The organism is Slackia isoflavoniconvertens (genome assembly GCF_003725955.1).
Taxonomy (GTDB): domain Bacteria; phylum Actinomycetota; class Coriobacteriia; order Coriobacteriales; family Eggerthellaceae; genus Slackia; species Slackia isoflavoniconvertens.
In genome coordinates this window covers 56,967-71,890 of the sequence record NZ_QIBZ01000009.1, presented here as the reverse complement: position 1 = coordinate 71,890, position 14,924 = coordinate 56,967, and the positions used below count along the sequence as shown (strand labels likewise).

Genomic DNA, 14,924 nt, shown 5'->3' with positions numbered 1-14,924 from the left:
GGAAGGATGGCGACAATGGACGAGTTTGACGAGGAAGCGCTGCGGCAGCGTTTGATGGACGAATGCGGAACCGCCATGTTCGGCGGTTTTCCGACGGCGTTGTTGGATGTTGCGGATATCGAATCTGCCTCGAGCGACGAGTTGCTTGAAATGGCAGAACGCCTTGGGATTGATCCCGAGGAATACTAGGCCTGCGAAAACCTGTTAAATGCTCGTAGCGTTTAGCAGGTTGGGACGTGTGTTAAACGCTACGAGCATTTAACAGGTGCGAGCATTTAACACAAGCATTTAGCAGGCCTAATCTCAAAGAGTCTCGCGGGCGATTCCGCCCGAGCATTTCGTCCGCTCGTGGGGAACTGATGGGCGCGCGGTGGCGTTTACGGGCGACCTGGTAGAATGGCTGAATTGAATTCGGTACAAAAGCTCGCCTGGCGCCGCTGCGTTGCGCGCGGAGCCAATCAAATATGAGCGCATCAATCAACGAACAGGAGTCCCGCATGGCGGAATTCATTTACACCATGTACAAGGCGCGCAAAGCGCACGGTGACAAGGTGATTCTCGACGACGTTACGCTGTCGTTTTATCCCGGCGCGAAAATCGGCGTGGTGGGCCCGAACGGCATGGGCAAATCCACGCTGCTGAAAATCATGGCCGGCCTCGAAGAGGTTTCCAACGGCGAGGCACGCCTGTCCCCGGGCTATTCCGTGGGCATTCTGCAGCAGGAGCCGCCGCTTGACGAGGACAAAACCGTTCTCGAAAACGTGCAAATGGCATTCGGCGACGTGCTCGCGAAAATCGACCGCTTCAACGCGATTTCTGCCGAGATGGCCGACCCCGATGCCGACTTCGACGCGCTCATGGAAGAAATGGGCAAGCTGCAAGAAGCCATCGACGCCGCCAACGGCTGGGACCTTGACAGCCAGCTGTCCCAGGCCATGGACGCGCTGCAGTGCCCCGACCCCGACATGCCGGTGAACGTGCTTTCCGGCGGCGAACGCCGTCGCGTGGCGCTGTGCCGCCTGCTGCTCGAGGCCCCCGACCTGCTGCTGCTCGACGAGCCCACCAACCACCTCGACGCCGAGTCGGTTCTGTGGCTTGAGCAATTCCTGCATCGCTACCAGGGCGCCGTGCTCGCCGTGACGCACGACCGCTACTTCCTCGACAACGTTGCCGAGTGGATTTGCGAGGTCGACCGCGGCAGCCTGTACCCCTACAAGGGCAACTACTCCACGTATCTCGAGACCAAGGCTGCCCGTATGGCCGCCCAGGGCCAGCGCGACGCGAAACTTGCCAAGCGCATGCAGAACGAGCTCGAATGGGTGCGTTCGTCTCCGAAGGCTCGCCAGGCCAAGAACAAGGCCCGTCTGGAAAACTACGATCGCATGGTGGCCGAGGCTTCGCAAAGCAAGAAGGTCGACTTCACCGACATCCACATTCCCGTGGGCCCGCGCCTGGGCGCCGAGGTGCTCAACGTCGAGCATCTGCATAAGGAATTCGACGGCCGCGTGCTCATCGACGACTTGTCGTTCAGCCTGCCGCGCAACGGCATCGTGGGCGTGATCGGCCCCAACGGCGTGGGCAAGTCGACGCTGTTCAAGATGATTGTCGGCAAAGAACAGCCCACCTCGGGCGAGCTGAAGCTCGGCGAAACCGTGCAAATCTCGTACGTCGACCAGAACCGTGAGGGTATCGACGGCAACAAAACGCTGTGGGAAGTCGTGTCCGACGGTCTTGACTACATGCAGGTGGGCGAGACCGAGGTCCCGAGCCGCGCGTATGTGTCGGCATTCGGCTTCAAAGGTTCTGACCAGCAGAAGCCCGCTGGCGTGCTTTCCGGCGGCGAGCGCAATCGTCTGAACTTGGCGCTTACGCTCAAGCAGGGCGGCAACTTGCTGTTGCTCGACGAGCCCACCAACGACCTCGACGTCGAAACGCTCGAGAGCCTCGAAGGGGCGCTCATGGAATTCCCGGGCTGCGCGGTTGTCACGAGCCACGACCGCATGTTCCTCGACCGCATTGCCACGCATATTCTGGCGTGGGAAGGCACCGACGAGAATCCCGGCAACTGGTTCTGGTTTGAGGGCAACTTCGACAGCTACCAGAAGAACCGCGTTGAGCGCCTGGGCGAAGAGGCCGCCAAGCCGCACCGCATCCATCGCAAGCTCACCCGCGACTAAGCAACTCATTTTGAAGCGCCGCTCTTATGGGCGGCGCTTTTTGACGGAAAGGCACATGCTCCATGTCTACAACCATTAAGGGCATCGTATCGGCGATGCGCGCATGGCACGACGGCTCGTGGGATGATATCTGCGATTGCTGCGGCATGTGCTGCTACGAGCGCGAAGTCGACGAATATGGCGACGTCGCCGTTGACCTTTCGGCGCCGTGCGAGTTCCTTAACGAATCCACGCGCCGCTGTAGCGTCTATGAAAACCGTTTCGACAAGTGCGAGCGTTGCTGCCGCCTTACCCCGCGCATCGCGCTTTTCGGTGACCACTTGCCGCCAAGCTGCGCTTACGTGCGCGCGTTTCGCCGATAGACGAGTGGCGTCTTCGGCGCCGTTTTCGGAATCGCTTGATTGACCGTGAAACTCTGTGTGTGGAATGCGCGCGTCGCGTGCTATTTGGATTTCGTCGAAAACGCACGCTGTGCTTGTTGCGTACCACGTCGTTTCCCCAACCTCCCTGTTTTGAGGCGCCCTTTACAAGCGCCTCGATGTGCTTTGATACAATGAAGTCGTTCTGCAGATGCACGTCAAAGGGGCTTTCATGAGCAACGATCCCATCTCGACCGACGAAACGCAAATCACGCTTACGCTGCCCGAACGGGTGGGCATGGAGCAAATCGTGGGCCCTTCCGATTGCGTGTTGCGTGAGGTGAAGCGGGCGTTTTCCGCGCGCATCACGGTTCGAGGCGATACCATTGCGCTTTCGGGCGATGCCGCGGAAGTGCAAAGCCTCACGGCTCTGTTCAGCGATTTCATTAAAATGGCCGCCGCGGGAAGCGACCCGACGATCGATGACGCGCGCCGCGCCGTCGAACTTTTGCGGCAGGGTGAATTCGCGCCGAGCATTTTGCGCGAAGATATTCTGCTCACGTATCGAGGCCGCGCGATTCGTCCGAAAACCGCGGGCCAGAAGCGCTATGTCGACGCGATTCGCGAAAACACGGTAACGTTCGGCATTGGTCCTGCAGGCACGGGCAAAACCTATTTGGCAATGGCTATGGCGGTGGCCGCGCTCAAGCGCAAGGAAGTCAATCGCATCATTCTCACGCGCCCCGTGGTCGAGGCGGGCGAGAACCTGGGCTTTCTGCCAGGCACGCTTACCGAGAAAGTCGATCCCTACATTCGCCCGCTCTACGACGCGCTGTTCGATATGACCGATATGGAACGAGCCCGCGAGCTCATCGAAGGCGGCGTTATCGAAATCGCGCCGCTCGCATTCATGCGAGGTCGCACGTTCAACGATAGCTTCATCATTCTCGACGAAGCGCAAAACACCACGCCCGAGCAAATGAAGATGTTCCTTACGCGTTTGGGCTTTAATTCGAAAATGGTTATCACGGGCGACGTGACCCAGGTCGACCTGCCGCACGGCTATTCCGGCCTCAAGGGTGTGCGCCGCATTCTTGAAGGCGTGGAAGACATCGCCTTTCGCGACCTTACCGGGCGCGACGTGGTGCGGCACAACCTTGTCGCACGAATCGTAGAAGCCTACGAAAGGGCCGCCGAAACTCGTTAGCCCTTCTTGCTCTGGCTTTATCGATGAAAGCCGATGGCTCGCCAGCCGTCGGCTCGCTGCGCGACAATTCGTCGAGAGCAGATACTTGAGCTCGCACGAACAGCCCACTGGGCTGTTCGGCTCGTGCGGACGGCTCTCGCCAAACCGCCGCGCAGCGAGCGAAGTATCATCGGGATCATCGTGGATAGGCTCTCGCATTTTCTTATTCTTGCCGAGGCATAGAATTTTCGCGTTGGGCATGCCTGGAGCAACTTTTCCGCACGAGCCGAAAGCCACTTAATGTGGCTTTCGTGCGAGTCAGGACTTGTTGCGGAAGGTATACCAAACGCGTAAATTCCCCAGTACAATACGCATAGCCACAAAGCCGCGAACTGAGCTGTTCGTCGATGAGAGAAAGAGAGTCATTCATGACCGAAGAATTCCGCAGTGGATTCGTCACCTTGGTAGGTCGCCCGAACGCCGGCAAATCTACCCTTATCAACGCCGTGGTGGGGCATAAGGTTGCCATTACCTCGAACACCGCGCAAACCACCCGCCACCGCTTCCGCGCTATCGTCACTCGTGAAGACATGCAAATGATCATGGTCGACACGCCGGGCATGCACAAGCCTCACGACGCGCTGGGCGAGGAACTCAACACCTCCGCCATCAAGGCCATGGAAGATGTCGACGTGGTGGCGTTTCTCGTCGACGCGAGCAAGCCGGTTGGCACGGGTGACGAGTGGGTTGCCCGTCAGGTGCGCGAAGTGCGCGGCGCTCGCAAGATTCTCGTGATTACCAAGGCCGACCTCGTGAGCAAAGAAACCGCCATCCAGCAGCTCGAGGCGGCTCGCGTTTTGGGCACCTGGGACGATGAAGTGGTGCTTTCTTCCAAGAACGGCTTCAACGTTGAAGGCTTCGTACAGGCCGTTGCGAAATGGCTGCCTGAAGGCCCGAAGTGGTTCCCCGAAGACATGGACACCGACCAGCCCTTCGAGGTGCTCGTTGCCGAGTTCATTCGCGAGAAAATCCTGCGCAGCTATCGTGACGAGGTTCCTCACTCCATCGGCGTTGTGGCCGATCAAATGACCTACGACCGCAAGAAAGACATGTATCGTATTTTCGCGAACGTCTACGTCGAGCGCGACAGCCAGAAGGGCATCATCATCGGCAAGGGTGGCGAGGCCATCAAGAAGGTCGGCATCGAAGCCCGTCGCGACCTTGAGCAAATGCTCGGCTGCAAGGTATTCCTCGACATGCAGGTGAAGGTGAAGAAGAACTGGCGTCGTGACTTGAACCAGATTCGTCGTTTCGGCTACGGGGAAGGCATGTAAGCCATGGCGAAGTACTGTTCGTGGTGCGGCGAGCCGCTCGAGCCGGGCGCGCGCTATTGCGCTGAGTGTGGCGCGCGCGTGCTCGAGAGCGTGAGGGTCACCGGCAAAGGCGACAGCGATCCCATGCGCGGGCTCGACATCGTGGGCGGCAATCCCATTCCCGCCAGCAAAACCACCAAGCTCGACTTGGGCACCCTCGAGGCGCTCAAGCTTCGCGATAACTTGCCGGGCGACGACGAACCCACGCATGCTGAGCCCAGCCTGGCGAGCGCTTCTGCGGCGCATTTCGGCGGAGCGAAGACGACTTCCCTCGAGATTCCCGAGGTCGTCGAAGCCCCCGAAATCATCGCCGTGCCCGAGGTGGGAGATGTCTGCGGGCCGGCGGCCGATCGCGGCGCTTCGGGCGCTTTCGAGAAGGTAAGCGATCATGACGCCGAAGCGCGTTCCGCGGCAACTGAACAAGCAGGCTCCGCCGACGCTGCGGATTCGTTCGATGCCGATGAAGAGGTTGAGACTGAGGCTTCTTCTAAGGCGTCTGAGGTCGATGTCACCGATGCGACCGATACCTCTGAACCTGAAGAGGCTTGCAAATCAGAAGAAGCTCTCGCTGATGAGGCGATTGAGGTTGCGGAAGATGACGAGCCTTCGGACGCGTTGCGGGCCGAAGCGGCTGGCGGCGAAGTGGATGCGGAAACGCTCAAGGACGACGCGGCGACCGAAAGCGTTGTACATGGTGAATCGGACGATGCATCTGGCGAGCAGCCTGCGTGCGGCACCGATTCCGAGCGCGACCATGCGGAAGGCGAAGTTGACGTCGAGGCCGATGCGGCAAAGGTCGCCGAGGCCGATGCGGCCGAGCCTGCCGAAGCCGACGCGTCCAAACCTGCCCCTTCCAGCGAGGGGCCTTCCGATGCCGCGCCCAAGCCGGCTGCCGTATTCGATTTCGACGACGAACACGAAGCGGTGCCCGTGATTCCTCGCGAGGCTCAGGCGGCTGCTGCCAAGCCTGGCCCCATCAGCTTTGACGGAACCGATACGCTCGTGCTGCCAAGCGATGCGCAGCCTAAGCATTTCGGCCTTGATAGGCCCGATTTGCGGGAGCGAAAACGCAAGCGCATTTTCATCGCCCTGTGCTGCGTGATCGCGGTTCTCGTAATTGCGGCATGCGTGCTTGCCTATGTTCGCTTCGGCGGGCAAGCGGGCCAAGATGCTTCCCAACAGCAGTCCCAAACACAGCAGGAGGCTCCGGCGGCCTCTTCCAAGGAAGGCGAGAAATCCGAAACCAAGGCAGATGACGATGCCGCGAAGGCTTCTGCCGAGGCCGAGGCGCTTGCACGCGAGAAGTCGACGCCGACCGAGGAGCAAATTTTCCAAACGCTGTCGAGCGAGTATTCGGCGCTTGATGGCTACAGCAATCGAATTGTGAGCTGCGTTGACGATTTCAATAGCTGGTACATTGCGCGCGACATGAACAAACGTCAGGCGTCGCAGGCGACGGCCGAAAAGGTGAAGAGCGATCTTGAGGCCGCCAAAGCCGAAATTGAGAACCTGAAGGTTTCCAACAGCTCGCCGTATGCGACCGATGCCGCCAACCTGATTGAGCTCTACGATTGCCAGATCGGCCGCATTACGTCGTTGACCGATGCGTGGGCGGTAAGCGTGCAGTACGAAGTTCCCTCGGAACACCAAGACGAGATTCTCGCGGCATTGTCGGCGAACTACGTAAGCGGCAACAACCCCTACCTTGAGCGCTACGACGAGCTGTACCCGTCCTCGAAGCCGGTCTTAAAATAGCGTTCTCAACTGCAGTTATATGGGCTATCTACAAAACAGATAGCGAATCATCGATTATTCCAAGAATCGCCCGTCGAGAAAGCGGGCGATTTTTATTGACGCCTTCAATCCATCAGGTAGTATACGCAGCTATGAATACGATTTCCGCACATATCATGGCCATGAACGCATGCGAGATGCCTAAGCCTGGGTGCCTGCGTTCGTGCGCTGACACTCAGGCGTAACGCCCGCGGCCCAGCCGCGCATACCTTGCGGAACTGCTCCATTTTCTATCTCTTTATTGAGGCATCATGATTGTTTTAGACCATCTTTCGAAAACCTACGTCGGCTCGGCCGGCGCGCACGAGGCGCTATGCGACATCAACTTGCATGTTGAGTCGGGCGACGTGTTCGGCATCATCGGCCAGTCGGGCGCGGGCAAGTCGACGCTCGTTCGCTGCATCAACCTGCTCGAGCGTCCCACGGCGGGCCGCGTGCTCATCGATGGCGCCGATGTGACCGACTATTCCGGCAAGCAGCTCATCGATTTGCGCCAGTCCATTGGCATGATTTTCCAGAATTTCAGCCTGTTCGCCCAGCGCACGGTGCTGCGCAACGTCACGTTCCCGCTCGAACTGCATGGCACGCCGAAGAAACAGGCCGAAGCTCGCGCGCTCGAACTGCTCGAACTCGTGGGGCTTTCCGGCAAGGCGAACAATTACCCCAGCCAGCTTTCGGGCGGCCAGCAGCAGCGCGTTGCCATTGCGCGCGCCCTTGCTTCGAACCCGAAGATCATGCTGTGCGACGAAGCCACGAGCGCGCTCGACACGCTTACGACGCACTCGATCCTAGGCCTTCTGCGCGATATCAACAAAGAGCTTGGCGTCACCATGGTCGTTATCACGCACTCCCTTTCGGTTGCCGAGCAAATTTGCAACAAGGTAGCCGTCATTGAGGCCGGCAGCATTGCCGAGCAAGGCAAAACCGCCGATGTGTTCGGCAATCCGCAGAGCGCCGCAACGCGCCTGCTCATTGAAGCCGACCAGGGCTTCGCGTGCGCGAAAGGGGGCAATTAATGGAGGCGATCAACGCATTCATCGCTCAGTATGGCGCCCTTATGGCTCAGGGCACGTGGGACGCCATCGTCATGACCGTGCTCTCGACGCTGTTCGCGTACGTCATTGGCATCCCTGTGGGCGTTCTGCTCGTTTTGACCGAGCCGGGCGCCCTGCATCCGCACCGCATCTTCAACAGCGTGCTTGGTTGGATAGTGAACATCATGCGCTCCATTCCGTTCATCATCCTTATCGTGTTCATGATTCCGTTCACGCGCGCCATCGTAGGCACTTCGCTTGGCGTGGGCGCGGCTATCGTGCCGCTCACCGTGTCGGCTGCGCCCTTCGTTGCGCGCATGGTCGAGCAAAGCCTCGCCGAAATCGACGGCGGCCTCGTCGAAGCTGCGCAAAGCTTTGGCGCGAGCACCTGGCAAATCATCAGCAAGGTGCTTCTGCCCGAAAGCATGCCGTCTTTGGTGCGTGGCCTGTCCATCACGTTCATCACGCTGTTCGGCTTCGTGGCCATGGCCGGTACGGTGGGCGCGGGCGGCATTGGCGACATCGCCATTCGCTATGGCTACCAGCGCTATCAAGACGACGTCATGGTCGTGGCCATCGTGTTGTGCGTAATCATCGTGCAAATCGCGCAGAGCATTTGCTCGGCCATCGCCCGCAAGATCGACCACCGCGTTCGCTAATCATTTTTTCGCATAGTTTCCCCAGGTCACATGCTGGCCTTGGGTTCGTGCACCCATATTGCGTTCATTTCCTTTAGGGAATTTGAATAGGGAAGGGAAGCGCCCAGGCGCTTCGAAGGTGCGAGCCGTTTGGCTTGCAAGAAGGAAAGGGTTTCGCTATGAACCTGAAAAACGTTGTGCGCATCGCTGCATGCGCCGCCGCCACGGGCGTGCTCGCCGTGGCACTCGCCGGCTGCGGGTCTTCGTCCTCGCAGCATCAAATTGCCGTTCCGTCCGATGCGACCAATGAGGCTCGCGCGCTTCTGCTGCTGCAGGACGAGGGCTTGCTCACGCTCAACGACGGCGCGGGCCTTACGGCTACCACCAACGACATCAAGGAAAACCCCTATAACATCCAGTTCGTCGAAACGGAAGCCGCGAGCGTTCCCCGCACGCTTTCCGATGTTGACGCTGCGGTGATCAACGGCAACTACGCCCTGGGCGCGGGCCTTGACCCGTCGACCGCGTTCGCTGCTGAGGGCGCCGACTCCCAGGCAGCTCAGGAATACGGCAACGTCGTGGCCGTTCGCTCCGGCGACGAGAAGTCTACCAAGACCGAAGCTTTGCTCGCTGCGCTGCAGAGCCAGAAGGTTTCCGACTTCATCACGAGCACCTATTCTGGCACCGTCGTGCCCGTGTTCACCGTCGTTGACGACATTCCGCAGGCCACCGGCGACGACACCACCATCAAGGTTGGCGCTTCGCCCACGCCTCACGCCGAGATTCTGAATGCCGCGAAAGACCTGCTCGCTGCTAAGGGTTGGACGCTCGAGGTCGTTGAGTTCACCGACTACGTGCAGCCCAACGTCGCCCTGTCTGACGGCAGCCTCGATGCGAACTACTTCCAGCACCAGCCCTACCTCGACAACTACAACGAGGAAAACGGCACCGACCTCGTTGGCGTCGCCAAGATCCACTTTGAGGCCATGGCCCTTTACGGTGGCAAGGCCGCAAGCCTCGACGACCTGAAGAAATAACCTCAGGCAGTTCTCTCTGTCGCCCGCAAGCCGCTCTTCGGAGCGGCTTGTTTTGCGTTTGGGGTGCGCAAGGTGCCATCTTTCGATTCCGAGGAAGGGGCTTTTGCTGGGGCTTTTATATATTCCGACCCTGCGCGAACGCGGTCATCGTTGCAAGCAAAAGGGCTCCCAACTAGGGAGCCATCGTTCGTGTTGCTGCTCGTGCTACTGTTTGTTGTCGAAGAGGTTTTGGTGCTGCACGATTGCCAAATCGGCAACCGCTTCGGCAGAAGAGCTGTCGGCATCGTCGTTCCAGTGCCATACGCCTTCCGCGTCCATATAGCCGTTCAGATTAATCGCCGGCAGCGATTGCTTCGTGGCATAAAGGAATGCGAAGTACTCGTTGAGCGGCAAACCGGCCGCTTTCAGGGTGGTGGCTGCCAGAAAGTTCAGGCTCGTGTCGCCGCCGTGCCGCACATGGCGCGAAAGCTGCTCGTCGTTCGTCCACAGCATGTAAGGGGTCACGTAGCGCTGTTGCGCATCGTCGACGGTGGGCTCTTCGTCGGAATCGCCCGTAGGCGCGAGTTGCTCGACGAATCCTGGCTGATGGTCGCCGAACAGCACAACCACAATGGGCTCTTCGCGCTTGGCAAGCTTCGCCAGGAATGCCGCCAAATCGGCATCGGCGCGCGCGATTGCCGTCACGTATTCATTGACCTCGGCCGATTCCTCGCCGCCCATGTCGATGCTCATCATGTCTTCTTCTGCAATCGTTCCCGTGTCATAGCCGCCGTGGTTGGCGATGGTCACGTCGAAGATGAACTGCGGCCCTTCGCCTTCATCCATGATTTGCAGGATTTTGTCGTAGGTCGCACCATCCGACACCATGTCGCGGAAATATTCGGCGCCATCGAAGCTTGTGATGTCGAAGAATTCGTCGAAGCCGAGCTGCTCGTACACGCGATCGCGGCGCCAGTTCTGCGCGTCGGCGGGGTGAATGGCGCTTGTGGCATAGCCGATTGATTTCAAATACGACGCCATGTTGTCAACGCCTTCGAGGTTATAGAGCATATAGGGGTACACGCCCGGCCCCAAAAGGCCCATGCTCGATCCCGTGAGGAACTCGAACTCGCTGTTGCACGTGCCGCCGCCCATCGCCGACACATAGACATCGCCCGTGGCAATGGTTCCCTCATACGTCGAGAAGGGAATGGGGCCGCCGTAACTTTCCGCCAGCTGTGGATACGTCGAAATGTCGGAATACGTTTCGTTCATGATGGCGATGATGGTGGGGCGCACGTCGGGGTCGGTGGCTTCGGCGGCGCTTACCACATGTGGGTCATCGATGAGCTCGTCGACGGTTTCCGTCATGGCCTTCTGGCTGCGAAGCTCGGCGGCGCGCGTTTCGGAATAGCCTTCGGGTTCGTGCGGCGAGATCTTTTGGGCGCGCTGCGCGAAGCACAAAAGCGACCCTTGCGTCTGGTAGGAATCGAGACTGCTCCACACGTCGACGTTGACGTTCAAGTCGTTTTCGATGTTGACCGTCGAGAAACCGACGTAGCACACGGCAAGGGCTAAGGCACCAAGGACGGTGTTCGCGATGGCGGCTTTCCGCGTGTGCAAGGCGCTCGGCACAACGGTAATTGCCGCGAATGAGGCGAGCATCACGGCGATGCAGAATGCGAGCGTGTTGTCGATGACATATTCGTAGCCGCCGCCGACCGATGCCGCGGTGTGAATGGCGAGCACGTCGGAAGGCAGAACGGGCTGGCCTTTGAACTGCGCGACGAAATGGTTGGCCACACCGCTTACGAAGCATGCCACAAGAAACGCGACCATGGCGCCCTTCGTGCGCTGTCCAAGGAAGTACACCACGGCGTATATGAGCGCCAAAACCGCGATGCTTAAAACCATCCATTGGGTTCTCATCTGGTTCAATATGGTGTTGTAGGGCGCCTCCATCAGCCAAAAGCCTATGGGCACGCATGCGATGGTCACGATGGGGCGCGCGCGGTCGAGCACGCTGCCGAACCGCTCGCGCAGCTGCGATCGAAACGCCAGGGCGAACGCAAGCAGGGCTGCGCACGCAAAGAAAAAGCATGCGATGGGCAGTGATATATGTAAAGCGAACATAGATTGGCTCCGTTTCTTCCAAGTCGAGGCTTGAAGGAAGCGACGAGTGCGCATGCCTTCGCTTGGGCATTGGGCGCGTTTCTGCGCGTTGTGGGTGCTTCTCGATTTCGAGGGGCCGCACGGGCTATACTTTATGAAGTACAACCCCATGTCGCCAACGTGCGCGGCACAAGCAGCCGAAACCGGTCGAAGGACGTATTATGCCAAAGAAAATCGCCGTAATCGACGGCAATTCGCTCATGCATCGCGCATACCATGCGGTGCCGGCCACGATGAACGCGCCCGATGGCACGCCCACGAATGCCGCGTTCGGCTTTCTGTCCATGTTCCTGAAATTCTATGAAATGGCTCGCCCCGATGCTGTGGTATGCGCGTTTGATGCTGGACGTCCGGCATTCCGCATGGAGGCGCTCGAGCAGTACAAAGCCCAGCGCCCGCCGATGGATGCTGAGCTCAAGGCGCAATTCCCCGTTATCGAGCATTTGCTCGAATCGATGAACGTGCCCGTTATTCGCGTGAAGGGTTGGGAAGGCGACGACGTGCTGGGTACGGTGTCGGCCCGCGACGAAGAGCTTGGATACGAAACCCTGCTCGTGAGCGGCGATAAAGACGTCTACCAGCTCGTGACCGATCGCACGCATGTGGTTACCACGAAAAAAGGCATCACCGATGTCGCGATTTACGGCCCCGCCGAGGTCGAGGAGCGCTATGGCGTGACGCCCGCGCAGTTTCCCGACTTCTTGGGTCTGAAGGGCGATTCGTCCGACAACATTCCCGGCGTGCCCGGCATTGGCGACAAGACCGCCGCGAAGCTTTTGCAGAACTATGGCAGCATCGACGGCATCTACGACAACCTTGACAAGCTCAAGGGCAAGCAGCTGCAAAACCTTACTGAACACAAGGACGACGCGTACACAAGCCGTCGCGTGGCGACCATCGTGCGCGATGTGGAGTTCGAGCTCGATTTGGAGGGCGTGAAATTCCCCGATTTCGACAGCGCGAAGGTCGCCGAGGCTTTTGGCGAGGTGCGCTTCAATGCCCATTTGGCCAAGGTACTCGCCCTTGCCGGCGCCGACGAATCGCTTGCCGCGCCCGCCGCGCTCGAGCTGCCCAGCTTGGCGCCTGTCGTGGGCGACTACGCGCACGACGCGTTGAAAACCGCCATGGAGCATGATGTGTGCTTGGGCGTGGAATTCCTCGTTGAGGCGCAGGAAAGCTTGTTTGCCGAGCCGCACCGTCTGTTCGTCGGCCTGCCCGATTCGGTGCTCATGTTTGAGGGCGAAGATGCCCACGAGACGTTTGCGGAAATTGTGCGTTCGGGTCATTTCTGCGCGCTCGATTGCAAGCGCGCGCTGCAGGAAATCTATCCGGTCGATTCCGCGGAAGAAGCGCTCGTCGATGCATCCGAGATGCATGCGGCGCGCTTCTTCGACATTGGTTTGGCCGCATACCTGCTGAATTCCAATGTCACGAAATACGAATACAGCTCGTTGTGCGACGCGTATTTGGGTGCGGCTTTGCCCGAGTGCGAAGACGAGCGAGCACAGGCTGCGGCGCATGCCCTCGTCGCGCACCGTTTGGTCGATGCGCTGCGCGAGGCGCTTGGGCGTGACGGCTCGCTCGAGGTATACGAGCGCATCGATTTGCCGCTCGTCTCGACGCTCGCGCAAATGGAACGCGTGGGCGCGCGCATCGACGTCGACAAGCTCGCCTGTATGGCGCGGGAAACCACGACCGAGCTCGAGGGGCTGCGCGCCGAGATTCATGAGCTTGCGGGTGAGGAATTCAACGTCGATTCGCCCAAGCAGCTCGGCCATATCCTATTCGAAGTGCTCGAGCTGCCGGCGGGCAAGAAGAACTCGCGCGGCTATTCCACCGACGCAAAAACGCTCGGCAAGCTCGTGGACGTGCATCCCATCGCGGCCAAGGTGCTGCGCTATCGCGAGCTCGCGAAAATGAAGTCCACCTACCTCGACGCCCTGCCGCGCATGCGTCGCATCGATGGCTTGGTGCACACGAGCTTCAACCAAACGGTCACCACTACGGGCCGTTTGTCGTCGAGCGATCCGAACCTGCAGAACATTCCCGTGCGCACCGATTTCGGCCGCCGTGTGCGTGCTTGCTTCGTGCCTCTGCGCGAGGGCGACGTGTTCGTTTCGGCCGACTACTCGCAAATCGAGCTTCGCCTGCTCGCGCATCTGTCGGGCGACGAGCACCTGATAGATGCGTTCTGCTCGGGCGCCGACTTCCATGCCAACACCGCCGCGCGCGTGTTCGGCATTCCCGTGGAAGAGGTCACCCCGCAGCTGCGCAGTCGCGCGAAGGCCGTGAACTTCGGCATCGTCTATGGCCAGCAGGCGTTCGGCTTGGCCCAAAGCCTGGGAATCGGTTTCAAAGAGGCTCAAGATATGATTGACCGTTATTTCGAGGCCTATCCGCGCGTGCGCGCCTACCTCGACGAGACGGTTGAAGAGGCGAAGGAATGCGGGTTCGCGACCACGATGTTCGGCCGCAAGCGCCATATTCCCGAGCTGAAGGCGAGCAACAAAATGCAGCGCAGCTTCGGCGAGCGCACGGCGATGAACCATCCCATGCAGGGCAGTGCGGCCGATATCATCAAACTCGCCATGAACGAGGTTGAGCGCCGCTTGGTCGCTGACGGCTTTGAGGCGAAACTTATGCTGCAGGTGCACGACGAACTCGACTTCAGCGTGCCGGCGGGAGAGGTGGAGCGCCTTTCCGACATGGTCGCAAGCGTCATGGATTCGGTTGTGGAGCTCAAGGTTCCGCTGATTGCCGAAGTGAGCAGCGGCGAGAACTGGGCCGAAGCGCACTAGCCGTTGTTTGGCTGAAGCGGCGCGAGGGGCAGGCGAGGGCGGCCGCGGGCCCGATAGAGGGCACAGCAGGCTATCGCTCGCTGCGCTCGCTATGCGCCTGCTTGGCGGTGTTTAGCTTTGAAATGAAGGGCAAATTTGAACACCGACGCCCTCTATCAGCCCCGCAGCCGCCCTCGCCTGCGAAAGTCGAGTGAAGCCCCATTTGGGACCGTCTGCGCTCAAGCATGGTTTTCGTTTAATGTTAAGCGCAGCCAGGCGAGCGCATAGCGAAGCCCGCAGGGCGAAGCGGTAGCGAGCCGTGGTCCCAAATGGGGCTTCACTCGGCTTTCGCCGGAGAGAAGAGGAAAACTTGTGACGAGTCCACAAAACCCCTCTTG

Annotated in this window: 11 protein-coding genes; 10 read left to right on the top strand and 1 reads right to left on the bottom strand. The window is 59.7% G+C overall.

Annotated elements, in window-relative coordinates:
• The first annotated feature begins 15 nt into the window (after window positions 1-15).
• The 9 genes from DMP05_RS09925 to DMP05_RS10235 all read left to right on the top strand — a co-directional run bounded on the left by DMP05_RS09925 (window position 16) and on the right by DMP05_RS10235 (window position 9,598).
• The gene (locus DMP05_RS09925) at window positions 16-189 is read left to right on the top strand and encodes a hypothetical protein (protein ID WP_170151666.1); all 174 of its coding nucleotides are present in this window, start codon (window positions 16-18) and stop codon (window positions 187-189) included.
• A 308-nt stretch (window positions 190-497) separates the two neighbouring features.
• Window positions 498-2,177, top strand: coding sequence for an energy-dependent translational throttle protein EttA (gene ettA, locus DMP05_RS06225; protein ID WP_123219647.1), 1,680 nt, complete (start codon window positions 498-500; stop codon window positions 2,175-2,177).
• 62 nt (window positions 2,178-2,239) lie between these two features.
• On the top strand, window positions 2,240-2,539 hold the full coding sequence (locus DMP05_RS06220) for a CxxCxxCC domain-containing protein (protein WP_244595076.1): 300 nt from the start codon (window positions 2,240-2,242) through the stop codon (window positions 2,537-2,539).
• Between the two features lie 229 nt (window positions 2,540-2,768).
• Entirely contained in the window at window positions 2,769-3,743 is a 975-nt protein-coding gene (locus tag DMP05_RS06215) for a PhoH family protein (protein WP_114615427.1), read from the top strand.
• Between the two features lie 407 nt (window positions 3,744-4,150).
• Entirely contained in the window at window positions 4,151-5,056 is a 906-nt protein-coding gene (gene era, locus DMP05_RS06210) for a GTPase Era (protein ID WP_123219628.1), read from the top strand.
• A gap of 3 nt (window positions 5,057-5,059) precedes the next feature.
• Window positions 5,060-6,850, top strand: a complete 1,791-nt coding sequence (locus DMP05_RS06205; protein ID WP_123219627.1) for a zinc-ribbon domain-containing protein — start codon at window positions 5,060-5,062, stop codon at window positions 6,848-6,850.
• A 290-nt stretch (window positions 6,851-7,140) separates the two neighbouring features.
• Window positions 7,141-7,905, top strand: coding sequence for a methionine ABC transporter ATP-binding protein (locus DMP05_RS06200; protein ID WP_123219626.1), 765 nt, complete (start codon window positions 7,141-7,143; stop codon window positions 7,903-7,905).
• Window positions 7,905-8,582 carry a methionine ABC transporter permease gene (locus DMP05_RS06195; protein ID WP_123219625.1) on the top strand — a complete coding sequence of 226 codons (678 nt, stop codon included), beginning with the start codon at window positions 7,905-7,907 and terminating at the stop codon, window positions 8,580-8,582. The genes DMP05_RS06200 and DMP05_RS06195 overlap by 1 nt, the downstream gene beginning before the upstream one ends.
• Window positions 8,583-8,740: 158 nt before the next feature.
• Window positions 8,741-9,598, top strand: a complete 858-nt coding sequence (locus DMP05_RS10235) for a MetQ/NlpA family ABC transporter substrate-binding protein (RefSeq protein ID WP_123219624.1) — start codon at window positions 8,741-8,743, stop codon at window positions 9,596-9,598.
• 204 nt (window positions 9,599-9,802) lie between these two features.
• Here the strand turns inward: DMP05_RS10235 and DMP05_RS06185 are convergent, their stop codons facing one another.
• The gene (locus DMP05_RS06185; RefSeq protein ID WP_161957484.1) at window positions 9,803-11,710 is read right to left on the bottom strand and encodes an LTA synthase family protein; all 1,908 of its coding nucleotides are present in this window, start codon (window positions 11,708-11,710) and stop codon (window positions 9,803-9,805) included.
• 200 nt (window positions 11,711-11,910) lie between these two features.
• Between DMP05_RS06185 and polA the strand changes: the two genes are divergently transcribed.
• Window positions 11,911-14,547: a DNA polymerase I gene (gene polA / locus DMP05_RS06180; protein ID WP_123219622.1), complete on the top strand. Its 2,637-nt coding sequence runs from the start codon at window positions 11,911-11,913 to the stop codon at window positions 14,545-14,547.
• Window positions 14,548-14,924: the final 377 nt, after the last annotated feature.